General features: G+C 36.0%; 21 protein-coding genes and 1 tRNA gene. 14 read left to right on the forward strand and 8 right to left on the reverse strand.

Annotation, left to right across the window (positions count from 1 at the left end; genetic code table 11):
* The first annotated feature begins 74 nt into the window (after positions 1 to 74).
* Both rpoC and RCH13_RS08435 read left to right on the forward strand, forming a co-directional pair.
* On the forward strand, positions 75 to 4,340 hold the full coding sequence (gene rpoC, locus RCH13_RS08430) for a DNA-directed RNA polymerase subunit beta' (RefSeq protein WP_326986795.1): 4,266 nt from the start codon (positions 75 to 77) through the stop codon (positions 4,338 to 4,340).
* A gap of 124 nt (positions 4,341 to 4,464) precedes the next feature.
* Positions 4,465 to 4,782: a DUF3467 domain-containing protein gene (locus RCH13_RS08435; RefSeq protein WP_326986796.1), complete on the forward strand. Its 318-nt coding sequence runs from the start codon at positions 4,465 to 4,467 to the stop codon at positions 4,780 to 4,782.
* 113 nt (positions 4,783 to 4,895) lie between these two features.
* Here RCH13_RS08435 and RCH13_RS08440 read toward each other — a convergent pair whose 3' ends face one another.
* The 3 genes from RCH13_RS08440 to RCH13_RS08450 all read right to left on the reverse strand — a co-directional run bounded on the left by RCH13_RS08440 (position 4,896) and on the right by RCH13_RS08450 (position 6,285).
* Entirely contained in the window at positions 4,896 to 5,612 is a 717-nt protein-coding gene (locus tag RCH13_RS08440) for a hypothetical protein (protein WP_326986797.1), read from the reverse strand.
* Between the two features lie 103 nt (positions 5,613 to 5,715).
* On the reverse strand, positions 5,716 to 6,024 hold the full coding sequence (locus RCH13_RS08445) for a YkvA family protein (protein ID WP_326986798.1): 309 nt from the start codon (positions 6,022 to 6,024) through the stop codon (positions 5,716 to 5,718).
* Between the two features lie 21 nt (positions 6,025 to 6,045).
* A complete protein-coding gene (locus RCH13_RS08450; protein WP_326986799.1) occupies positions 6,046 to 6,285 on the reverse strand; it encodes a hypothetical protein in 240 nt (79 codons plus the stop codon).
* Between the two features lie 780 nt (positions 6,286 to 7,065).
* Here RCH13_RS08450 and RCH13_RS08455 point away from each other — a divergent pair.
* Positions 7,066 to 7,959 carry a hypothetical protein gene (locus tag RCH13_RS08455; RefSeq protein WP_326986800.1) on the forward strand — a complete coding sequence of 298 codons (894 nt, stop codon included), beginning with the start codon at positions 7,066 to 7,068 and terminating at the stop codon, positions 7,957 to 7,959.
* A gap of 162 nt (positions 7,960 to 8,121) precedes the next feature.
* Positions 8,122 to 8,403: a DUF427 domain-containing protein gene (locus RCH13_RS08460; protein ID WP_326986801.1), complete on the forward strand. Its 282-nt coding sequence runs from the start codon at positions 8,122 to 8,124 to the stop codon at positions 8,401 to 8,403.
* Between the two features lie 225 nt (positions 8,404 to 8,628).
* Here the strand turns inward: RCH13_RS08460 and ribB are convergent, their stop codons facing one another.
* Entirely contained in the window at positions 8,629 to 9,750 is a 1,122-nt protein-coding gene (gene ribB, locus RCH13_RS08465; protein WP_326986802.1) for a 3,4-dihydroxy-2-butanone-4-phosphate synthase, read from the reverse strand.
* A gap of 190 nt (positions 9,751 to 9,940) precedes the next feature.
* The gene (locus tag RCH13_RS08470; RefSeq protein ID WP_326986803.1) at positions 9,941 to 10,972 is read right to left on the reverse strand and encodes an LLM class flavin-dependent oxidoreductase; all 1,032 of its coding nucleotides are present in this window, start codon (positions 10,970 to 10,972) and stop codon (positions 9,941 to 9,943) included.
* 149 nt (positions 10,973 to 11,121) lie between these two features.
* Between RCH13_RS08470 and RCH13_RS08475 the strand changes: the two genes are divergently transcribed.
* Together RCH13_RS08475 and RCH13_RS08480 are read left to right on the forward strand one after the other, a co-directional pair.
* Positions 11,122 to 12,498 carry a DUF4403 family protein gene (locus RCH13_RS08475; RefSeq protein WP_326986804.1) on the forward strand — a complete coding sequence of 459 codons (1,377 nt, stop codon included), beginning with the start codon at positions 11,122 to 11,124 and terminating at the stop codon, positions 12,496 to 12,498.
* A gap of 183 nt (positions 12,499 to 12,681) precedes the next feature.
* Positions 12,682 to 12,752: transfer RNA gene (locus RCH13_RS08480), tRNA-Cys, on the forward strand.
* 122 nt (positions 12,753 to 12,874) lie between these two features.
* Here the strand turns inward: RCH13_RS08480 and RCH13_RS08485 are convergent.
* Genes RCH13_RS08485 through RCH13_RS08495 form a run of 3 tightly spaced genes read right to left on the reverse strand, consistent with a single transcriptional unit; the run spans position 12,875 to position 15,345 of the window.
* Complete coding sequence (locus RCH13_RS08485; RefSeq protein ID WP_326986805.1) at positions 12,875 to 13,555, reverse strand: type 1 glutamine amidotransferase domain-containing protein; 681 nt, start codon at positions 13,553 to 13,555, stop codon at positions 12,875 to 12,877.
* 26 nt (positions 13,556 to 13,581) lie between these two features.
* Entirely contained in the window at positions 13,582 to 14,742 is a 1,161-nt protein-coding gene (locus RCH13_RS08490; RefSeq protein WP_326986806.1) for an iron-containing alcohol dehydrogenase, read from the reverse strand.
* A 24-nt stretch (positions 14,743 to 14,766) separates the two neighbouring features.
* On the reverse strand, positions 14,767 to 15,345 hold the full coding sequence (locus tag RCH13_RS08495) for a TetR/AcrR family transcriptional regulator (RefSeq protein ID WP_326986807.1): 579 nt from the start codon (positions 15,343 to 15,345) through the stop codon (positions 14,767 to 14,769).
* A gap of 391 nt (positions 15,346 to 15,736) precedes the next feature.
* Between RCH13_RS08495 and RCH13_RS08500 the strand changes: the two genes are divergently transcribed.
* The 8 genes from RCH13_RS08500 (at position 15,737) to RCH13_RS08535 (ending at position 22,523) form a co-directional block, all read left to right on the forward strand.
* Positions 15,737 to 16,339: a YMGG-like glycine zipper-containing protein gene (locus RCH13_RS08500; RefSeq protein WP_326986808.1), complete on the forward strand. Its 603-nt coding sequence runs from the start codon at positions 15,737 to 15,739 to the stop codon at positions 16,337 to 16,339.
* Between the two features lie 52 nt (positions 16,340 to 16,391).
* Complete coding sequence (locus tag RCH13_RS08505) at positions 16,392 to 18,011, forward strand: LIC_10190 family membrane protein (RefSeq protein ID WP_326986809.1); 1,620 nt, start codon at positions 16,392 to 16,394, stop codon at positions 18,009 to 18,011.
* A 90-nt stretch (positions 18,012 to 18,101) separates the two neighbouring features.
* A complete protein-coding gene (gene aroC, locus RCH13_RS08510) occupies positions 18,102 to 19,169 on the forward strand; it encodes a chorismate synthase (protein ID WP_326986810.1) in 1,068 nt (355 codons plus the stop codon).
* A gap of 55 nt (positions 19,170 to 19,224) precedes the next feature.
* Positions 19,225 to 19,788, forward strand: a complete 564-nt coding sequence (locus RCH13_RS08515) for a thioredoxin family protein (RefSeq protein ID WP_326986811.1) — start codon at positions 19,225 to 19,227, stop codon at positions 19,786 to 19,788.
* Positions 19,789 to 20,340: a TlpA family protein disulfide reductase gene (locus tag RCH13_RS08520; RefSeq protein ID WP_326986812.1), complete on the forward strand. Its 552-nt coding sequence runs from the start codon at positions 19,789 to 19,791 to the stop codon at positions 20,338 to 20,340. It abuts the gene before it with no gap.
* A 73-nt stretch (positions 20,341 to 20,413) separates the two neighbouring features.
* The gene (locus RCH13_RS08525; RefSeq protein ID WP_326986813.1) at positions 20,414 to 20,755 is read left to right on the forward strand and encodes a YkvA family protein; all 342 of its coding nucleotides are present in this window, start codon (positions 20,414 to 20,416) and stop codon (positions 20,753 to 20,755) included.
* Positions 20,756 to 21,048: 293 nt separating this feature from the next.
* Positions 21,049 to 21,960 carry a tRNA (adenosine(37)-N6)-dimethylallyltransferase MiaA gene (miaA, locus tag RCH13_RS08530; RefSeq protein ID WP_326986814.1) on the forward strand — a complete coding sequence of 304 codons (912 nt, stop codon included), beginning with the start codon at positions 21,049 to 21,051 and terminating at the stop codon, positions 21,958 to 21,960.
* Positions 21,961 to 21,962: 2 nt separating this feature from the next.
* A complete protein-coding gene (locus RCH13_RS08535; protein ID WP_326986815.1) occupies positions 21,963 to 22,523 on the forward strand; it encodes a thioredoxin family protein in 561 nt (186 codons plus the stop codon).
* The last annotated feature ends 19 nt before the right edge of the window (positions 22,524 to 22,542 follow it).

Genomic DNA, 22,542 nt, shown 5'->3' on the forward strand with positions numbered 1-22,542 from the left:
TTTCAAGATACAAGACACAAGATTTGTAGCCTTGGTCATTGATTCTGGACTCTCTTAATCTTTAATAATAAAAAATGTCAAATAAAAATAAAACAAGTAATTTTACTAAAATTACAATCGGACTTTCTTCTCCGGAGATCATTTTACAAGATTCCCGTGGCGAAGTTTTAAAGCCCGAAACAATTAACTACCGTACGCATAAGCCGGAAAGAGATGGTCTTTTTTGCGAAAAAATATTCGGTCCTGTAAAGGATTATGAATGCGCTTGTGGAAAATACAAAAGAATCCGCTACAAAGGAATCGTTTGTGACCGTTGTGGAGTAGAAGTTACCGAGAAAAAAGTACGTAGAGAAAGAATCGGCCATATTGGTTTGGTTGTTCCTGTTGCGCATATTTGGTACTTCCGTTCTTTGCCGAATAAAATCGGATATCTTTTAGGATTGCCGTCTAAGAAATTGGATATGATCATCTATTATGAAAGATATGTGGTCATTCAGCAAGGGATCGCGAAAAAAGCAGACGGTGCCGACTTTGACGACAAAGAATTTTTAACGGAAGAAGAATACCTGGATGTTCTAGAAACTCTTCCTGCAGAAAATCAATATCTTGATGATTCTGACCCGAATAAATTCATCGCCAAAATGGGTGCTGAAGCGGTAGAAGAATTATTAAGAAGAATTGATTTAGATGCTTTGTCTTTTGATTTAAGACACAAAGCTCATAATGAATCTTCTAAACAAAGAAGAACTGAAGCCTTAAAACGTCTAAACGTTGTTGAAGCATTACGTGGTGCAAATACCCGAATGATCAACAAGCCAGAATGGATGATTATGCGCGTTCTTCCTGTAATTCCACCAGAACTAAGACCATTGGTTCCATTGGATGGAGGTAGATTCGCAACTTCAGATTTAAATGATCTTTATAGAAGAGTAATCATTAGAAATAACCGTTTAAAGCGTCTTTTGGAAATTAAAGCTCCAGAAGTTATTCTTAGAAACGAAAAAAGAATGTTGCAGGAATCTGTGGATTCACTATTTGATAACACCAGAAAATCTTCTGCTGTAAAATCAGAATCCAACAGACCATTGAAATCACTTTCTGATTCATTAAAAGGTAAGCAAGGTCGTTTCCGTCAGAATTTACTTGGGAAGCGTGTGGATTATTCAGCACGTTCCGTAATTGTTGTAGGACCAAACTTGAAACTACATGAATGCGGTATTCCTAAGGATATGGCAGCAGAACTTTACAAGCCGTTTATCATTAGAAAACTGATTGAAAGAGGAATTGTAAAGACTGTAAAATCTGCAAAACGAATCATAGACAGAAAAGAACCTGTTGTTTATGATATCTTGGAAGGTATAATGAAAGGTCACCCTGTTCTTTTGAACAGAGCACCTACTTTGCACAGACTTGGTATTCAGGCTTTCCAGCCAAAAATGATTGAAGGAAAAGCAATTCAACTTCACCCATTGTGTACCACTGCATTTAATGCCGATTTTGATGGTGACCAGATGGCGGTACATTTACCACTAGGTCCAGAAGCGATCTTAGAAGCACAACTTCTAATGTTAGGTTCTCAGAATATTTTGAACCCGGCAAATGGTTCACCGATTACAGTACCATCTCAGGATATGGTTTTGGGTCTTTATTTTATGACCAAACAACTAGATTCTACAGATACGATGAAAGTGAAAGGAGAAGGTTTAGCTTTCTATTCACCAGAAGAAGTAGAAATCGCTTATGCAGAAGGACAAGTTTCTTTAAATGCAAAAGTAAGATGTAGAGTTCCTGTAAAAGAAGAAGGAGAAATCGTAATTCGATTAACAGAAACTACAGTAGGTAGAATTTTATTCAACCAAATCGTACCGAAAGAATCTGGATTTGTAAATGAGCTTTTGACCAAAAAATCATTGAGAAATGTTATTGGTAGAGTTCTAGCGGATACGGATTTCCCTACAACTGTTCGTTTCTTGGATGATATGAAGGACTTGGGTTATTCTAATGCCTTCCGTGGTGGATTATCCTTTAGTTTAGGAGATATCGCAATTCCCGAGGAGAAAAAAGGAATGATCGCAGCTGCAGTAGAAAATGTAGACGAAATTAAGGCCAATTATAACATGGGTCTTATTACAGATACAGAGCGTTATAACCAAGTAATTGATGTTTGGACGAACACTAATGCAGGATTAACAGAGATGATTATGAGCAGAATGAAAACCGATCAAGGTGGGTTTAATTCAGTTTATATGATGCTTGATTCTGGAGCAAGGGGTTCCAAAGAACAGATTCGTCAGCTTTCTGGAATGAGAGGGTTGATGGCGAAACCACAAAAAGCTGGTTCTACTGGTGCAGAGATTATTGAAAACCCGATTGTAGCGAACTTTAAAGAAGGTTTATCCATCTTAGAGTACTTTATCTCTACTCACGGTGCTCGTAAAGGTCTTGCAGATACCGCACTTAAAACTGCCGATGCTGGTTACTTAACCCGTAGATTGGTAGATGTTGCACAAGATGTTATCATTACAGAAAACGATTGTGGAACTTTAAGAGGTACAGAAATTACCCCATTGAAGAAAAATGATGAGATCGTTGAGAGAATTTCTGAGCGAATCTTAGGTAGAGTTTCTCTTCACAATATTTATGATCCAGAAACGGATGAGATTATTGTAGAAGCAGATCAGTTGATTAATGAAGCTTTAGCAAAATTAGTTGAAGCAGCAGGAATTGACATGGTTGAAGCTCGTTCACCCTTAGTTTGTGAAGCGAAAAAAGGAATCTGCGCGAAATGTTATGGTCGTAACCTGGCAACAGGTAAACCAATTCACATGGGAGAGGCAGTAGGAGTTATTGCAGCACAATCCATCGGGGAGCCAGGAACTCAGTTAACCTTGAGAACCTTCCACCAAGGGGGAACTGCAGGTAACATTACAGAGAATCCATCAATTGTTGCAAGACGAGATGGTATTGTAGAAATGGATGAAGTAAGAACGGTAACTTCTGAAAACGAAGACGGTAAAAAAGCTGAAATCTTAGTTTCTCGTTCTACAGAATTCCGTTTGGTTGCAGACAATGCAGCCAGAACACCTTTAATGGTAGCCAACGTTCCTTATGGATCTGAACTATTAGTTAAACAAGGAGACAAAGTAAAAAAAGGAGACACCATTGCGAAATGGGATCCTTATAACGCGGTAATTATTGCAGAATCTGCTGGTAAAGTAGAGTACGAAGATATTATCCAAGGTATTTCCTTCCAATTGGAAATAGATGAGCAAACTGGTTTTGAAGAGAAAGTAATCTCTGAATCCAGAAATAAGAAAGCGGTACCAACTTTAAAAGTTGTAGATGGAAAAGGAGTAGAGCAAAAAGCCTATAACCTTCCAGTCGGAGCCCACCTTATGGTAAACGATGGAGAAAAAATTAAGGCTGGTAAAGTCATGATTAAAATCCCTCGTAAATCTGCAAAATCTGGAGATATTACCGGTGGTTTACCACGGGTAACTGAATTGTTCGAAGCGAGAAATCCTTCAAACCCTGCAGTAGTAACAGAAATAGATGGTGTAGTATCTTACGGTAAAATTAAGAGAGGTAACCGTGAGTTGATCGTAGAAGCTAAAACAGGTGAAATCTCTAAATATTTAGTGAAATTATCGAATCAGATTCTTGTTCAGGAAAATGACTTTGTGAGAGCAGGAAGCAGACTTTCTGATGGATCAATTACACCAGATGACATCTTGAAAATTAAAGGACCAACTGCCGTACAGGAATATTTGGTTAATGAAATTCAAGAAGTTTATAGACTTCAAGGGGTGAAAATCGATGACAAACACTTTGAAATTATTGTTCGTCAGATGATGACCAAAGTTTCTATTGTGGATGGTGGAGATACGCATTTCTTAGAAGGTGCTTTGGAACATAAATTAGATTTCTTATTAGAAAACAATAGAGTTTTCGGTCTGAAAGTAGTAGTAGAAGCTGGAGAATCAAAAGAATTCAAACCAGGTCAAATGATTACGACCAAAGAATTAAGAGATGAGAATTCTAAACTGAAAAGAGAAGACCAAGCCTTGGTTGAAGTGCGCGAAGCATTGCCTGCAACAGCAACATCTGTTCTACAGGGAATTACCAGAGCAGCACTACAAACCAAATCGTTTATGTCTGCAGCTTCTTTCCAGGAAACAACTAAAGTTCTAAACGAAGCAGCGGTATCCGGAAAAGTAGATTACTTGAGCGGATTGAAAGAAAACGTAATTGTAGGACACAGAATTCCTGCAGGTACGGGTCTTAAAGACTACCAAAACGTAATTGTAGGGTCTAAGAAAGAATTCGAAGATATCAACTAAAGACAATAGATAATAGACAGATAGATAATGGATTTTAAATTGCTTTTCAAAGCTTCGTCTATTATCTATTCGTCTATCATCTTTTATCTAAAATAAAATATTATAATTTAAAATTTAACAAGAAATGGACAACAATCAGAACCAAAATCAAAATCAAGATCCAAACAACATTAACATTCAATTAAGCGAAATGGTTGCAGGAGGAGTTTATTGTAACTTAGCTTTAGTAAATCATTCCCCGTCTGAATTCGTGGTAGATTTCATCCAAATGATGCCAGGAGTTCAGCAAGCTAACGTGAGATCAAGAGTAATACTTGCTCCACTTCACGCGAAGAGAGTGATGGCTGCTTTGCAACAAAATATCACCAACTATGAGCAACAATTCGGAGAAATCAAAGAATTAGAGCCTTTCGTAGTAGGACAAAATAACGTTCAGGCATAATTGGCATCCTGAAAATATTTAATCCCGATTCATTCATTTGAATCGGGTTTTTTTTATTTAATATGTAGCGCTAATCCTCAACTTTGACAAAGTTTTAAACTTTGACAAAGTTGTTATAAGATTTTTTCTTTCAATTTTTCTATAATTTCACCATGTTGTTTTTCCAGAAAAGGATTCCACTCTTCCGGTGAAAAATAAGCGGACGAATGTCTGGCAAAAGAAATATTGGTTGTCTGACGATCAATTTCTATGGATGCCGAGATAGGATTAGTATTCCCGATTTTATCATGCGAAATTCTGTTCGTCCGTTTAATATTCAGTTGATCCATCATTCGTTCAAAAGGCATTGCCGCACTTACTCCAATAAAAATACAATCTGTTGGTTTCAGAATTTTAACTATTTCCACAAAAACTTTCCAACCCGCATCAAAATCTGCTATGGTAGGTTGCTCTGTCTTTTTAGAATCAAAACTGCTGTAATCCATCACGCGCTGCACGAAATTATAGAAGGCAATTTCTTCCCATAATTTTTCTTTATTAACAGGAGCATTTCCGAAAATCGCTTTCAAAAGATTATCTAAAGCTGGATGTTTATAATGTTTTTCAAGTTGCGTTTGCAAAACTGCATTTCTGGTGAAATCTATGTTATTTAGTCGGGCTAAATCTTCAATAAAAGCAATTGCTGTTTCACCTTGTGCATATTGTGATTCACCAATAATGAGCAGTCGTTGATTGTTTTTAAAATAGGCTGAACCGATCCAAGGGAGCCATTTTAGGTTTGGAATTTTTTTAAGGTTGGAATCTGCGTATTGGGAACTTTGGGATTTCATTAATTATCTTTCGAAGAAGGCTTCACTTGTTGAAAGTGAGGCTTTTATTTATTTGTTATCACTTTTTCTTAGGTGATATGAAGCAACTGAATGAAATTACTATTTAAATAGGCCATAGATTGTTACTCCTAATAGTGCAAGAATTGCCACTAAAATTCCTCCTAGAATCCAAATCGCCCATTTTGAAAATACCTAGAATTTTTGCAAGATGCATACTAGTATCCTTAGTAAAAGCTTGTGCAACACCTAATAGAGAACCACCTGTAATTACTAAATCATCCATCCATCCAGCTACTGGAATAAAATCAGGAATAGCATCAATTGGACTTACACCATATAGCACACCCAATATTCCAATTATGATTGGTCCTACTTTATTTGTTTTCTCTGTTAGTTCGAATTTTTGTTCCATATTAAAATTATGTTTTTATTTTTAATTGCTATTTCGTTGGTAAATATAATTTCCATTTTCATCAGTGTAAGTACCCTCAATTCTGCCTGAAATATTACTTTTACCCGTTCTATTAAAGTGACCTACGGCTCCCCTAATATAGTTTGTAATATTACGTCCAGAATTTGAGATCCCTAATTTATCAGCTAACTGATTGATTGTCATTGGGCCTTTTGCGTTCATTGCAATTTCTCCAACTTTTATGTGTATTTGTTCACTCATATTTTATAATTAGATTATTTAAGTATTTGGTTAAGAAACCAACTCCGTCCATTAAGGAAAAAATTATTCAAATATTATTTATAGTAATTATTTTAACCTTGACAATTTATGTTAATTTAACATTAAATTGTCTGTACATTTGTGTACAATCCTTTTTTAATAATAAGCATAGTTTAATAGTGTTGTAAAACAATTTTTGAAAGCTGAACTTTTAAATTATAGTGTGAAAATAATTTCAAATGCTCATAGGAGAATTATAAAAATAAAAAAATAAAAAACCTCCTTGGAAAAAGAGAGTTTTCAGAGGTGTGCGAAAATTCATTCCCGTAAGAATATATTTTCTCCATCATTTGTGTGAGTGCAATTGTACCATTTTTGTCATTTACTATTTTGTACAATATTGTGCATCAGTTTGTGGCTTTCACTATATTGAAGAGCCAAATGTGTAGTATGAATAGAGATGTCAGTATTTTAACTCAATTACAAAAAAATGTAGCGAAAGAATTTGGGAAGCAAATCAGTACCGCGACAGATTGCGATCAATTAAGATGGATTTTATAAGCACATTTTAATGCAAACTTAAGCTCACAGACACTTCGCCGGTTTTTTGGTTTAATTAAATCGGACTCTAAATCAAGCCATTTTACTTTAGATCTACTTTCCAGATATTGTGGGTTTTTGGATTTTAAAGATTTCAGAACTTCCTACAGCGAGATTCAATTAGAGCTTTTTTTTACCGACACCTCCAATTGTGACGTAGGTTATTGGCAAAAAAGTGAAATGCTTTGCAAACAAATTACAGATTCGCCAGAACTTTTGGTCAATACGCATCACCGCTTAATGGCTTTTCCCATGGCGCGGAAATATTTCATAGAAAATCATCCGCTGCGTGATCTTATTGGAACGGTTTATTCCCAATATTTTCTGGCCTACTTAAAGTTCAATCAAAGTAGTGAAGCCAAAATTTTTGCGTACGGTTTTCTTTTTCAAAGCGCCTTTTTGCAGCAGAATAAAGAGTTAATGGAACTTTATTTTAAAAAAGTAAAAGATACTGCGCTCTCCGAAAAAGTTCATGTGATTCCGGCTGGGTTAAAGTGTGGGGTTCAGCTACTGTATGCTGATTTTACAGGCAACGAATATCTTTTCAAAAAGTATTTCGCAGAGATGAAAAAGGCCAGATTGATCTACCAAGAATTTTCGGAAAAGTCGGTCTGTAGTTTTGAAAACACCGTCTTAGAATTGCTCATTTTTACAAATCGTACGAAGGAAATGAAATTTTTAATCGATCATCATACTTTTCAGAAAGTCCACGATCAGAGTTATATTCCCGCCGAAAGAAAAAAAACACATGAGGAAGTCTGGAATATTCTTTGTGCTGCAGCCTTCCAGAAAATGGATGACCATTTGAAAGCAGGAGATTTTCTAAAAAGAATTAATTTGGAAAACTTAGGAATCGGCTGGAAAAAATATTATTCCATCATGTACTATTTTGTTGAGTTAAAGGCAACGGAAGCTAGCAACCAAAAACCCATTATTTCAAAACTAAGAACTTTGATCAACGAGACCTATTTCAGTTATTACGAAGATTTACTAAACGTTTATTTGGAAGCTTCTCCTGAAGAAATGCTACAGATTAAAGAACTTCACAAATCTGAAATTTTAGCAACTTCCTAAGATTTTTGATTTTCATACTTATCATTAGATAGAATCAATGATTGCCGCGATTTTTTTTCTAGAATTACCGCTACATTTATCGTTACATAATGCCTTTGAATTTGGTTGAAAAGAAAAATTTGAATTCAAGATTGCATTTAAAATTCAATAAACAGTAAAAGTATGAAAGCAACCTGGAACGGAAAAATTATCGCAAATAGCAACGATACAATTGTAGTAGAAAACAACCACTATTTTCCTGCTGATAGCATTAATAAAGAATATTTTAAAGAATCAAGCCATCATACGTCCTGTCCTTGGAAGGGAAAAGCATCTTATTACAGTCTGGAAGTAGAAGGAGAAAAAAATGAAAATGCCGCTTGGTTTTATTCGACACCAAAAGATGCCGCTGCAAATATCAAAGGCTACGTTGCTTTTTGGAAAGGAGTAGAAGTCAAAAAATGAGTCTTAGATGTTTCTCTAATCTTCAAACTTTGACAAAGTTTAATACCTATAAAGATCCCGATTCAATAATTGAATCGGGATTATTTATTTTATCAGATCGAATATCCGGCGTAGTCACAGTCAAAATCTTTGAAAAAGTATATCAGAAATTTTTTAAAACTCCAAAACACAAAATCTCAAAGCTTGAAATTTCACTTGGCTCTTTTACCTTTTACCTTGGCTCTTCTACAGCTGCACCATTTCCGTCACTTCCACATCATAGCCACCAACAAGCGGTTTCTGATTCGTGTTTTGCGTGATTACCCGGAATTTATTGATCCCCAAATTCTTCAAAATCTGCGTTCCAATTCCATAATCATGGAAATTAGAAGCTAAAGTAGGTCTGTTTTCCTGTCCATCCTGAAAATCCAAAAACTGTTGCAGTTTACGCATCGTATTTTCAGAATTAGAGACATTATTGATGAAAATAATTACGCCCTTTCCTTCTTCGTTGATAATGTTGGTTACCTTTTCTAACAATGGTTTCTCTCCCGAATTTAAACGGCTTAACACATCAAAATAAGAATTAGAAGCTTGTACTCTCACTAAAACTGGTTCGTTCACCGCCCATTTTCCTTTCGTTAAAGCGAAATGGATTTGTTCCGTGCTCGTTTCTTTAAATGCCACAAAATCAAACTCTCCATAATGTGTTTTTACTTTGCGCTCTTCAATCCTTTCAATTAAATCACCTTTTTTCAGCATGTAATGAATCAAATCTTCAATGGAAACAATTTTCAGATCATGCTTTTTCGCCAAGTCAATCAGTTGCGGTAATCTCGCCATTGACCCATCATCATTCATGATTTCGCAAATTACACCACCTTCTTTCAGACCGGCTAATTTGGTCAGATCAATTGCTGCTTCTGTGTGTCCAGCTCTTTTTAAAACACCACCTTTTTTTGCACGCAACGGGAAAATATGTCCCGGACGCATAAAATCAGCAGGTTTTGTAGAATCTTCCATCAATGCCAAAATCGTTTTGCTACGATCACTTGCAGAAATTCCGGTTGAAACGCCTTCCCCCAATAAATCCACAGAAACCGTAAACGCCGTCTCTTTTGGATCGCTGCTGCGCGTCACCATAATATCCAGTCCCAATTCATCGCAACGTTTTTCTGGGAGCGGCGTACAAATTAACCCACGACCGTGAATCGTCATGAAATTAATAATTTCTGGCGTGGTCAATTCGGCAGCAGAAAGAAAATCACCTTCATTTTCTCGGTTTTCATCATCTACAACGATGATTATTTTACCATTTTTCAGGTCATCAATCGCTTCGGGTATCGTATTCAATTGTATATCAGACATTTTACTTTTTTAGATGGTGCAAAGATACTGAGTTTATGAGCAATGAACAATTTTTATTGGGGCGTCTTTATCCTCGTTCCGTTCCCTCCCGATTTTACATCGGGATCCACTCAACTCGGGACGCAGACCACGCTTTTTCCGGATTTTTGGTTGAAGGTTTTATGCTCAGATTTCTTTTTGAAATCTCTTTTTAGTGAGTGAACGTCGCAGTTTTAGGAGCTGTAACATTTAGTTCATCCGCTGCATTTCTGAATATTTTGTAGGAGTCAACTCTTTTATCATGTTCATAAATATGCGCGGTAATCATCATTTCATCCACCTGAAAAAGCTTTTGGAACTGCTCCATCTGCTTTTTTACGGTCTCTTTGCTACCGATAAAACTGTAGCGAAGCATATTTAAAACATAATTTTTCTCCGCTGGATTCCACACCTTGTCAATATCTTCTACTGGCGGAGCATAAGGTTTTCTATCATTTCTAATGATATTAAGGAAAGCTTGGTAAAGAGTAGTGGCTAATTTTTTCGCCTCTTCATCAGTTTCTGCCGCAATTCCATTCACACAAGAAATTAAATACGGCCGTGGAAATTCTGCGCTGGGTTCATAGTTTTCTCTGTAAATTTCAAAGGCAGCGGCCATCATTTCTGGCGCAAAATGTCCCGCAAAAGCATAAGGCAATCCCATTTTTGCAGCAAGCCAAGCAGAATCTGTGCTCGATCCTAGAATGTAAATAGGAATATCGCAACCTTCTCCCGGAATTGCTCTCACCAAACTTGTGGAATTTTCTGCGGAGAAATATTTTTGCAATTCTTGAATTTGCTGTGGAAAATACTGATTGATATTTTGGGGATTTCTACCCAAAGCTTTTGCTGTAATTCCATCTGTTCCTGGCGCTCTTCCGACTCCCAAATCAATTCTCCCTGGAAATAAACTTTCCAGCGTCCCGAATTGTTCCGCGATAACCAAAGAACTATGGTTCGGCAACATAATACCTCCCGAACCTACTTTAATAGTTTTTGTCCCGTTCGCGATATAGCCGATCAATACAGAGGTTGCAGAACTTGCAATACTTGCCATATTGTGGTGTTCTGCGAGCCAAAATCTTTTATAGTCTAATTTTTCAACTTCACGGGCGAGATCCAAACTGTCATTAAAAGTATCTTGAATAGTTTTATTTTGTTTTACTGGAGCCAGATCCAGTACAGATAATTCGAAATTTTTCATGATAAAAAGGTAAGAAATTAACAGTCATCAATCAAGTCAAAAACCCCTAAAAGCAGTCAGATAGAGAATATCAATAAGTGGCGAGACTTGTAATTTTTAAGTGTTGTAATTAAAAATTGTGCAAATTTGTAGCATTTGAAAGAATCCTCATGCAAAAATCCTTCCTCACCCTATTTCTTTTGGTCAGTTGTTTTACTTTTAGCCAAAAGACAGACATTATCCCTCAAGTTGCTGATTACAATTTCCCAAAAATTAAGTCTTCGCTTTCCATGCCCGTGAAAATCCCTTTGATAGAAATTGGAAACATGATTAACAGTTCGGTGAAAACATTAATCTTTGAGGATAATTCTTTTACCGACAATAACAATGATCAGTTTAAAGTAAAAGTGTACAAAACGCGTCCGATTCGTTTGGTGGGTGGGACAAAACAGAATTTACTCATTGAAGTTCCCCTGAAAATTTGGGCCGAAAAAGGCATCGGAACCTTCGGACTTTACAATTATCAAAACACCACTTTTGAAACCGTCATGTTTTTTAATATGCAGCTGAACTTTAATAATAATTGGACGGTTGTAACCACCACATCGCCCATGGGTTTTAAATGGGTCACGAAACCTGTTTTGGATTATGGCAGATTTAAAGTTCCCATTACTTCTTTGGTGGAATCCAGTTTAAAGCAACAGCAGACTGATTTTTCTAAAACAATCGACGAGATGATGCGTACTCAATTAAATTTTCAGCAATATGCCATTCTTGCCTGGAATCAATTTGCAGAACCTTTTAATATTTCTGAAGATTACAATACTTGGCTGAAGGTAACGCCAATCAAAATCAATATGACGCCGCTTATTTTCTATGGCAATCAACTTGAAGCCAATATCGGAATTGATACTTTTTCGGAAACTTTTTCTGGGTCGAAACCATTGTCCTCTCAGAAAATAAAAACCATTGCTAATTTTAATTCTGTGCAAAATTTACCGGGCCAATTTCTCTTGCAAACCACCGCTAATATTCCTTTTACAGAAGCCACAAGCATCGCGGAGAAAACATTTTTGAATAAAGAATTTGATTTTCGAGAGGGTAAATCAAAAATTAAAATCACTGGCATCAAAGTATATGGAGAAAATGAAAGAATTATGATTGAAGCTCAAACAGAAGGAACAGTTGAAGGCGTTTCTTATATCTCCGGAATTCCGATTTATGATCCTTTGAAACGAAAAATTGTCTTGACTGACACCAAATTCAAATTGAAAACAAAGAATATATTACAGAAAACGGCAACCCTTCTTTTCCAGAGTAAAATTGTGAAAATGATAGAAGATGAGTATGGAATCCCAACTTCGGAAATGGAAGATACAGCGAGAAAAAGCATCATAGAAACCTTTAACAAAGAATATTACAAAGGCTTAAAAATGCAGGGAAAAGTTTTCAAATTAATCCCCTCGAAAATTTTGCTAACAAATGCTGGAATCACTGCCATTATTGATACAGAAGCGCAATTAAAATTATCTGTTCAGGGACTTTAATTTCAAATATAGCACCCTCCATAATTAGTTAAATCTTTAGCATTTACCATATTACAGGTTTTTCGAAACGTAATTTTAAATTTTTTGGTGGTTATTTTTCATTGGCAGAAATACCATTAAAAGGAAATTAATGAGATTTAATTTTTTAAAAAAATAAAAAACGCTATATTTGCAAACCAAAATGGTTCTTTGGCCGAGTGGCTAGGCAGTGGTCTGCAACACCATCTACAGCGGTTCGAATCCGCTAGGAACCTCATTTTGAATCCCTAATTTTTTTAATTAGGGATTTTTTTTTCATACTTTCACAAAAAAATCCAAAGTAACGATGCACTTTGGATTGAAAGTCAACTTAGTTGACCGCATTCGAATTAAAATGCTACTTGCTTAATTTCGCATACAGCATTTCTGCAACTTTTTCTGAAGACGCTGGATTTTGCCCTGTAATTAGTAAACCGTCTTCAATCGCATATTCTTCAAAATCTCCTTTTTTGCTGTAGATTCCGCCATTTTCTTTTAACATATCCTCCACTAAAAATGGAACAACATCTGTCAATTTTACCAATTCTTCTTCTGTATTGGTGAATCCGGTGACTTTTTTACCTTTTACTAAAGGTTCTCCCTCCGTATTTTTAACATTTTTCAATGCTGCGGGAGCATGACAAACGAAAGAAACTGGTTTGTTGGAATTGTAAAAACTTCCAATCAATTTCACGGAAGTTTCGCTTTCTGCCAAATCCCACAACGGACCGTGACCGCCTGGATAAAATACCGCATCATAATCATCAGATGTTACTTCTAAAAGTTTGTGCGTTTTGCTTAATTTTTCCTGTAATTCTGTATCATCTTTAAATCTTCTGGTAGATTCTGTTTGGTTTTCTGGCTTGTCGCTGGTTGGATCAATGGGTGGCTGTCCGCCTTTTGGAGAAGCTAAAGTAACCTCCACTCCTTTATCAACTAAATAATAATATGGACTTGCAAATTCTTCAATCCAAAATCCAGTTTTTTCGCCGGTGTTTCCTAATTGATCGTGTGATGTTAAGACAAATAAAATTTTCATAATAATTTTTTTAATTGTTTGTATTTTTAATAACTCATTTCAATGATTTTCTGTGCATCCGAAGGTTTCAAAGATTTATGTTCGCCAAGTCCTTCCCAACCTCTTTCGGTAAAACGTTTTGCAACGGTACTTCCAGTTTCTGAATAATCTTCTGTATACTCTGATAATTTAATATCGATTCCTAAGGATTTGAAAAACGCATCGGTTTTATCAATTCCAGCATGTGCTTTTTCTTCTAAAGTTCCTTCCGTAATAGTCCAAACACGTTCTGCATATTGCGCTAATTTTTCTTTCTTCGTTTCGAAATTATATCGGTAATGATTTCCGGCTAAAATGGCTAAAGTTCTTGCATGATCAATTCCGTACAATGCAGTTAATTCATGACCCATCGAGTGAACTGCCCAGTCGCCGGGAACACCTTGCTGAATTAATCCATTCAATGCTAAAGTACAACTCCACATAAAATTAGAAGCCGCTTCATAATCGGTCGGATCTTTTATAATTACCGGAGCGATTTCAACTAAAGTTTGCATAATACTTTCCGCGAAACGGTCTTGTAATTTCGCCCCAATTGGATACGTCATATATTGTTCCATTACATGCGTAAAGGCATCTGCAATTCCATTCGCCAATTGACGTTGTGGAATTGATTTGATCACGCCCGGATCAAGTATTGAAAATTGCGGGAACATTCCTGGTCCGCCAAAAGCTAGTTTTTCTTTTGTTTCTGCACGAGTGATCACGGAACCAGAATTCATTTCTGAACCTGTGGCAGGTAAAGTTAACACTGTCGCGAACGGCATTCCTTCCGTGACAGGTTTTTTGTTGGTCAATAAATCCCACGGCGTTTCACCTTCATATAAAGCTGCGGCTGATAAAAATTTAGTTCCGTCAATCACCGAACCACCACCTACGGCTAAGAGATACGTGATATTTTCTTCTTTAATGACTTTCAACGCCTCCAATAATACGGTGTACTCTGGGTTTGCCGGAATTCCCCCAAATTCTATAACTTCATAATCTGAAAGTGCTGTTTTAACCTGATCGTAAATTCCATTTTTCATAATACTTCCACCGCCGTAAAGCATCAAGATTTTTGAATCTGCTGGAATTTCAGTGGAGAGGTTTTCAATCTGACCTTTACCAAACAATATTTTTGTTGGATTTCTGTACTTAAAATTGTTCATATGATATATTTTTGTGTTAATGACTTATATGGTTATCGCATCCCATGCTGCTCTAAAAGTTTCTACTTTAGTTTTTTCACTTAAAGTATAAATTTCCCGTTCCTGCATTCCCAATAAAAAAGAGAGCGGATAAACGGTAAAGGCGTACAAAACGTAATCGGAAAGTGGTTTTATAATCTTTTCCTTTCTTCCTCTTTGCCATAAATCGAGTAAAGGCTGCAAATTTTTCAATCCTTCTACTCGAATCACCTCCTCAATCATAGGACTGTTGTCACATTGTGATAAAAAATTGGCTTCTTTAATTTGATTAAGTTTGTAATTCGCGATATTAAACCAAATGAGTTCGAAACCTTTTTTTACAGATAAATTTTCGTGATAACCTTCAAAAGCATTCTTGCTGAAATCTTCTTTCACTTGAAGGTAAAGTTTGTTTACAAGATCCTGTTTATTTTCAAAATAGAGATAAATTGTAGCGGGAGCAACACCTGCAAGTTGCGCTATTTTAGCCATCGGCGCATTGTGAAAACCATGATTATTCACCAGACTGAGCGTAGCCTGAAGCAAAGCGTTTCTCTTATCTGTTATTTTTTCTTTCTTAATCATCAATAATTATAAATTTTCCTAAAGACAGTTGACTAATTTACAAATGCAAATATACAATCAGAAGAATGAACGTTCATTCATGATTTAATAATTGATTCATTTATAAAAACTATGACTTTTTAAAAAGGAGGACATTTGTAGTACTATTAAAAAATTTTAATTATTTAAATGGCAACAGGAGGCAAATCTATATTCTCATGCGAAGTATGATTAGAGTTGAACATCCTATTTACAGGCGAAGTACAAGCTTTTAACCTTTTGTATATAAATAATTTAAAAGAAATTTAAATTATTTAACGTTTCCTTAACACTAGATTGGTTGCGTATTTGGCTATAGGGTAAGAACGATACAAATTATCATAGTTTGAAACGTAAATCAAAATTTAAAGTTATGAATACACCAACGATAATATCTCAGCTCACATTTAATCCTATAAGTTTAAAAAAGTTGGTTATACCAGCGTTTGCTTCAATGATGTTGTTAGCATCTTGCACAAAGGATAATTCAATTGCTGAAAAATCAGTTGAACAGCAGAAGGTAGAATTTCAACAAAGACAATTGGAAATTGAAAAGCAGAAATTAGCAATTGAAAAAGAAAAAATTGCATATGAAATGCAAAAGAGAACTGACAGTGTAGCACAGGTGCAAGAAAAAGCGCAGGCAAGAGCTGCAGCGAGACCGCAAGTTATAAGAGAAACTAAAACGGTTTATGTTAATAATACACCGAGAAGATCTGCAAGTTCATCAGGTTCAAATTCTGGAACTTATGACGGTGGTTCACAAGGAACGACTCAAACACAACGAACCGGAATGAGTAAAGCTGCGAAAGGAACAATAATCGGTACAGTTGGTGGAGCCGCTGCAGGTGCAATTATCAGTAAAAATAATCGTGGTCTAGGTGCTGTAGTTGGTGGAGTTGTAGGTGGTGCTACAGGATACACAATTGGTAGAGCTGGAGATAGAAGAGACGGTAGAGTACAACCGAGAAATTAAAAAATCAACCCAATATAAAGAAAAGATTGCTTATTTTTAAGCAATCTTTTTTATGCTCTATATCCTATTTATGCTCATTCTGTTACTTCCTGCTTTGGCGGGAATTGGCGTTTTAGTGATGAAAATTACTCGGAAGAAGGATTTTGGAATTTCTGGAAAATTATTGACGGGAATTGTTTCCACTTCGGTAATTTGGACTGTGGTAGCCTTTTTATTTCCGCTCAATTTAACGGTAGAACTGATCACGCTGACAATTGGGATATTGAGTTTTTTTTACTTTAAAGTTTTTGATGATTTTTGGGCTTTTTTTGCTACTCAGAATAGAGCGTTTTTATTGATCGCCGTACTCATCGTGATTGCGGGGTCCTACTTTCCTTTTATTCTTGATCATTTCGGATATTACGTTCCTACTATCAAATGGATTTCAGAGGTTGGCTTGGTTCAGGGGATTTCTAACTTGGATTTACTTTTGGGTCAAATGTCTTTCTGGCATATTTTCCAGGCGGGTTTTTCACATTTCGCAGATCCATTTCTCAGGATCAATGTTTTAGTATTAATTATTTTTCAAATTTATATTTTCGAAAAGAAAAGTTGGACTCTTCTCGCGTTCATTCCCTTCTGTTTTCTTTTTGTGCAATCGCCTTCACCTGATCTTGCGGCAATCGCATTTTCTCTAATGATCTTAAATGAAATATTTCGCTGCTCCCTGAAAGTGGGATTTTTGTTTACATTTTGCATGTTTATATTTGCACTGAAGCCAACCGTGTTGTGGTTGCCTATCCTGGTTTTTTTGTATGGCATTTTCGTCCTAAAAGCTTCTCCAAAGATTTTTGTGCCCGGTTTTGCAATTCTACTTCTTTTCTGTTTTAAAAATATTTGGACTTTTGGATTTCCTATTTTTCCGGTTCAGGTCTTTGATTTCGGTTTCGCCTGGACGCCAAACGATGAATTACTAAACAATTCCTCCCAAATGGCGATTCGAAAAACATTTGATCTAAAATATACGTATAACCAAATTCAGCAATTTTCCCTCTTTGATTATATTAAGAATTGGTTCTTTTTACCCGGAATTAAGGGAGTTATTCATTCCTTTTTCATTCTGAGTTTACTTGTATTGTTTATTTTTGCTTTGAGAAAAAAGTCCAAATTAATTTGGCTCGTGTTCATTGCAGTAAGCGTTAAAAGCATTTTGGTCTTGCTATTTTCAGCACAATACCGTTTTTTCTTTGAAGTCTTTTTTGTTGTGGCTTTTCTGATTTTAAATGAGATGATTTCAAAAAAAACTTCCCTGCTCGTTTTTACTTTAGGGTCCATCTTCTTTTTGGTATTTCTAAGTTTCCCTAATTTGGTTCAAAAGGTAATCCCGAGCTTTCGATTAGGGCAATTTATGATAGGTTTCACAAAAGATCAATTTTACAAACCCGCCTATTTTGAACTTCATGATTTTGAAACGCATCAAATTGGAAATCTCAATTTTAATATCGTTAAAAATTATCCTTTTTCTTTTGATACGCCGCTTCCTGCTATATCTCCCCAGTTTATTCAAGAGGATTTAGATGCCGGAATTTTTCCTCAATTGAAAGGTAAGACACTTAAAGAGGGATTTATTTGGCGAAAGATTTCGGCGGAAGAAAAAATCGAGCTGGAGAAAATTCTAAATCACCAATACTAATCAGAAATTTTTCATCTATAGGATCGATTTAACCGCACAACTTATCCTGCATCAATTTAAAAATCAAATAATCTCACTAACTTTGTCTTCATGTTTAATTTAGGAAATTTTCTCTCTCTATCAACTTTTGGCGAAAGTCATGGTCCCGCTTATGGCGGAATAATTACCAATTTTCCGGCAGGATTGTCAATTAATTTGGATGCAGTTCAAAAACAATTGGATCGCAGAAAACCCGGGCAATCTGCTATTGTTACCCAACGAAAAGAAAGCGATAAAGTAAAATTTCTCTCTGGTATTTTTGAAGGGAAAAGCACTGGAACACCCATTGGCTTTATCATCGAAAATGAAAATCAAAAATCAAAAGATTACGATCATATTGCCCAACAATACAGACCCAGCCATGCGGATTTTACGTATGACCAAAAATTTGGCGTCAGAGATTATCGCGGTGGTGGAAAATCTTCTGCACGGGAAACCGTCAATTGGGTAGTTGCAGGAAGTTTAGCTCAGCAATTATTGCCGAAAGATGTTGAGATTTATACCTACGTTTCTTCCGTGGGAGAAATATTTTGCGAGAAACCTTACCAAGACTTAGACTTTTCACAAATTGAATCCAATGAAATTCGCTGTCCAGATGCTGAGACTGCAGCGAAGATGATTTCTAAAATTAAAGAAATTAAGAAAGAAGGAAATACCATTGGGGGCACTATTACTTGCGTCATCAAAAATTTACCACTCGGCATTGGAGAACCTGTTTTTGGAAAATTACAGGCGGAATTAGGAAAGGCGATGCTAAACATTAATGCGTGCAAAGGCTTTGAATATGGCAGTGGATTTTGTGGTGCTAAAATGACGGGCAAGGACCACAATGATTTATTCAATGAAGATTTCTCCACCAAAAGCAATCTGTCCGGGGGAATTCAAGGTGGAATTTCTAATGGAATGGATATTTATTTTCGGGTTGCTTTCAAACCTGTAGCTACGATTTTGCGTCCACAGGATAGTTTTGATAAAGATGGAAACCCAATTATTGTAGAAGGAAAAGGCAGACATGATCCTTGTGTTTTGCCACGTGCCGTTCCGATTGTGGAAAATCTTGCAGCCTTCGTGCTTGCCGACTTATATCTCATCCATAAATTGCGAAAATTTGATATGTAACAATGGTTACTAAACTTACCGATTATAAAGCCGACCTTTAGATAAATAAAAAAAAATGGAAAAATACTGGCAACAAGCCTTAAGTCTGGATCAATATGTAGACGTTTCTCAACTTCGTTTTGAGAACAATCCAGATAAAAATGATGAACATCAAGAATATTATGAACTGGGACTTACGCGCGTACAGCGAACTTTGAAAACATTTAAAGTAAGTGAGGATCACTTAAGACAATTGGAAGCAAAAAACTTTCAGGGGAAAATTCTCGTCATTTCTGAGCCTTGGTGTGGCGATGCAAGTGCAACCGTTCCCGCCGTTTCCAAATTTTTTGCCGCTGCAGGAATTGAAGTTAAAATATTTTTAAGAGATTCTGACACCACTTTAATTGATAAGTATTTAACCAACGGTACGCAATCTATTCCAAAAGTTTTAATTTTAGACCAGGATTTTTCCGTTAGAAATGTATGGGGACCACGCCCGAAATTCGGAAATGATTTATTGAAAAAATTTAAAGATAACCCAGATACCTATCCTCGAGAAGAATTCTACAATGATTTGCAAGTATATTATGCAAAAAACCGTGGGATGGATGCGATAGAAGAAATAATTAATGCCATCTAAATGAACTTTCTTAAAAAGAACATCCTCAATTTTATACTCATTGCATTTGTAGCAACTATCTTCATATTCCCAGAAGTGAAGCTGAAAATAAAAGATCTTTTCTTTCCCATTGCCACCATAGAAAATGCAATCACTTTGCAAGATGAAGATTATAATATTCAACTAAAAGGAATCAATACACCAGATATCAATTTAAAAGACCTGAAAGGGAATAAGCTGGTTTTCCTTAATTTCTGGGGAACTTGGTGTCCACCATGTCGGGAAGAATGGCCAACAATTGAAAAATTATACCTCGCTAAAAAAGACAAAATCGATTTCGTTTTAATCGCCATGCAAGATGAAGAGCAGAAAGTAAGAAAATTTATGGAGGACAATAAATACACCGCACCCGTCTATATTGCGCAAAGTCCGGTCACCAAAAATGTGCTGCCGAAAGTTTTTCCCACCACTTTTCTTTTAGATAAAAATGGAAGAATTCTCTTAAAAGAAGACGGCTCTAAAGATTGGAATTCCAAATCTACCCATGATTTTATCGATAATGTATCGAAGTAATTTTTAACGAAATTTTATAGATTGTTGGTATAAAATTTGAGAAACATAAGGCAATCTAACCTAAAAATTACCAATGAAAGTATCAAAAATAGCATTAGCTAAGGAAGCGTTTAAGCATAAAGGATTTATTCGTCAGATCCCTGTGATCATTCGAATGATAAAATCTGCGATGCAGAAAGGGGGCTACAAACCACATTTCCAAAACGTCATTGTGCCGGGATTGGTTTTGCTCTATCTAATTTCTCCTATAGACATTATTCCAGATTGGATTCCGGTGATTGGGGTTTTAGATGATTTGGCCTTACTTGCCTTCGCAATCCCTTTATTGGTCAAGGAAGCAGAGAAATTTGTCGCTTGGGAAACATCCCTGAAAACAGAGCATGATCAAATTTCAGATGCGGAAATCATTCGCTGAGAACAGTTTAAACTAATAAATACGTTCCAGAAATGGAGCGTATTTTTTTTGGAGCCAGTAGAGTAGTCCATTTCCGAAGGTCACTTCCCGCTTTCCGTTCCAATCTTTTTTAGCTTTCGCTAAAAAAGGATTTTCTCTGCAATCGGGGCTAGAATTTCAGGGAGTTTGTTACAGATAAGAATACGAGCTATTAATAACTTGGATATTTTAATTGCGATGAGAAAATTCATTAAATTTCGCCATCACTTCAAAACCTTTTTCCTTTATTCGAAAAAAATGAGGAAATTTGCCTCGTGAAAAAACTCATCTCCATCATCGGCACCACAGGAATCGGAAAAACAAAACTCGCCATAGAACTCGCGAAACATTTTTCCACCGAAATTATTTCCTGTGATTCCCGCCAGTTTTTTCGCGAAATGAATATTGGTACTGCAACACCTTCAAAAGAAGAATTGGCAGAAGTGCCACATCATTTCATCGGACAATTGTCAGTTGACACCTATTATTCAATTGGGCAATTTGAGAAAGAAGCCCTGAAAAAGATGGAAAATCTTTTTCAAAAACATGATATTGTGATTCTCGTCGGTGGAAGCATGATGTATGAAAAAGCCGTCATCCAGGGTCTTCATGAATTGCCCGAAGCCAATAGTGACAATCAAGAAAAATTAGAGAAATGTTTTGCAGAAGAAGGCATTGAAGCACTTCAAAAATTACTAAAAGAATTAGATCCCACTTATTTTAATGTGGTTGATAAAGATAATCCACGACGTCTTTTTCGCGCCATTGATATCATTTGGCAAACAGGTAAAACCTACACGGATAATATTTCGGAACAAATAAAAAAGCGAGATTTCGAGGTCATCAGAATCGGAATTCAAGCGCCACGCGAGATTATTTACGATAGAATTAATCAGCGTGTGGATATCATGTTAGATAAAGGTTTGGTGGAAGAAGCAAAAAATCTAATTCCCCACAAAGATAAAACCGCTTTGCAAACCGTTGGTTACGCGGAACTTTTCAAACATTTTTCTGGTGAATGGACTTTGGAATTCGCTGTAGAAGAAATCAAAAAAAATTCTCGACGTTTCGCAAAAAGACAATTAACCTGGTACCGAAAAGAAGAAAATATCTATTGGGTTGATTTTGAAAATTCAGTCGCAGAATCCTTATCTTTGCTAGAGAAATTAACGATTAAAAAATTATAAAAATGTCTAATACCCCTTCAAATATGCTCGAGTTAGGAACAAAAGCGCCTTTCTTCGAACTTCCAAATCCTTCTCAGTCTAATGAAATTCAGTCTTTAGAAGATTTAAAAGGAGAAAAAGGAACCTTGGTATTTTTTATGTGCAATCACTGTCCTTTCGTTTTACACGTTATTGATAAATTGTCAGAATTGTATGAAGACTATCAGGGAAGTGGTATAGAATTCATCGGGATTAATTCTAATGATGTAGAAAAATATCCCGCAGATTCACCGGAAAAAATGGTAGAATTTCAAATGGAAAGAAAATTTGATTTCCCCTATCTTTTTGATGAAAGTCAAGCCATTGCAAAAGCGTATAATGCAGCTTGTACTCCAGATTTTTTCTTTTTTGATGACAAATTAGATCTAATTTACCGCGGACAAATGGATGATTCCAGACCGGGAAACCAGAAGGAAATCACAGGGGAAGATTTGGTAATTGCTTTCGAAAACTTATTGGCAGGTGGACCACAAGAAGAAATTCAAAATCCAAGCATAGGCTGCAATATTAAGTGGAAAGCTTAAGAAAGAGCCAAGTAAAAAG

The sequence above is a fragment of the Chryseobacterium sp. MP_3.2 genome (genome assembly GCF_035984805.1).
Taxonomy (GTDB): Bacteria; Bacteroidota; Bacteroidia; order Flavobacteriales; family Weeksellaceae; genus Kaistella.

What these genes read in the sequence shown, in the direction of transcription:
- RCH13_RS08435 (WP_326986796.1), top strand. Translation starts at nt 4,465, where the DNA reads ATGGACAACAATCAGAACCAAAATCAAAATCAAGATCCAAACAACATT.
- rpoC (WP_326986795.1), top strand. Translation starts at nt 75, where the DNA reads ATGTCAAATAAAAATAAAACAAGTAATTTTACTAAAATTACAATCGGA.
- RCH13_RS08445 (WP_326986798.1), bottom strand. Translation starts at nt 6,024, where the DNA reads ATGGAACAAAAATTCGAACTAACAGAGAAAACAAATAAAGTAGGACCA.
- RCH13_RS08500 (WP_326986808.1), top strand. Translation starts at nt 15,737, where the DNA reads ATGAATACACCAACGATAATATCTCAGCTCACATTTAATCCTATAAGT.
- RCH13_RS08490 (WP_326986806.1), bottom strand. Translation starts at nt 14,742, where the DNA reads ATGAACAATTTTAAGTACAGAAATCCAACAAAAATATTGTTTGGTAAA.
- RCH13_RS08495 (WP_326986807.1), bottom strand. Translation starts at nt 15,345, where the DNA reads ATGATTAAGAAAGAAAAAATAACAGATAAGAGAAACGCTTTGCTTCAG.
- RCH13_RS08535 (WP_326986815.1), top strand. Translation starts at nt 21,963, where the DNA reads ATGTCTAATACCCCTTCAAATATGCTCGAGTTAGGAACAAAAGCGCCT.
- aroC (WP_326986810.1), top strand. Translation starts at nt 18,102, where the DNA reads ATGTTTAATTTAGGAAATTTTCTCTCTCTATCAACTTTTGGCGAAAGT.
- RCH13_RS08475 (WP_326986804.1), top strand. Translation starts at nt 11,122, where the DNA reads ATGCAAAAATCCTTCCTCACCCTATTTCTTTTGGTCAGTTGTTTTACT.
- RCH13_RS08455 (WP_326986800.1), top strand. Translation starts at nt 7,066, where the DNA reads ATGCTTTGCAAACAAATTACAGATTCGCCAGAACTTTTGGTCAATACG.
- RCH13_RS08470 (WP_326986803.1), bottom strand. Translation starts at nt 10,972, where the DNA reads ATGAAAAATTTCGAATTATCTGTACTGGATCTGGCTCCAGTAAAACAA.
- RCH13_RS08450 (WP_326986799.1), bottom strand. Translation starts at nt 6,285, where the DNA reads ATGAGTGAACAAATACACATAAAAGTTGGAGAAATTGCAATGAACGCA.
- RCH13_RS08515 (WP_326986811.1), top strand. Translation starts at nt 19,225, where the DNA reads ATGGAAAAATACTGGCAACAAGCCTTAAGTCTGGATCAATATGTAGAC.
- ribB (WP_326986802.1), bottom strand. Translation starts at nt 9,750, where the DNA reads ATGTCTGATATACAATTGAATACGATACCCGAAGCGATTGATGACCTG.
- RCH13_RS08520 (WP_326986812.1), top strand. Translation starts at nt 19,789, where the DNA reads ATGAACTTTCTTAAAAAGAACATCCTCAATTTTATACTCATTGCATTT.
- RCH13_RS08485 (WP_326986805.1), bottom strand. Translation starts at nt 13,555, where the DNA reads ATGAAAATTTTATTTGTCTTAACATCACACGATCAATTAGGAAACACC.
- RCH13_RS08505 (WP_326986809.1), top strand. Translation starts at nt 16,392, where the DNA reads ATGCTCTATATCCTATTTATGCTCATTCTGTTACTTCCTGCTTTGGCG.
- RCH13_RS08460 (WP_326986801.1), top strand. Translation starts at nt 8,122, where the DNA reads ATGAAAGCAACCTGGAACGGAAAAATTATCGCAAATAGCAACGATACA.
- RCH13_RS08525 (WP_326986813.1), top strand. Translation starts at nt 20,414, where the DNA reads ATGAAAGTATCAAAAATAGCATTAGCTAAGGAAGCGTTTAAGCATAAA.
- RCH13_RS08440 (WP_326986797.1), bottom strand. Translation starts at nt 5,612, where the DNA reads ATGAAATCCCAAAGTTCCCAATACGCAGATTCCAACCTTAAAAAAATT.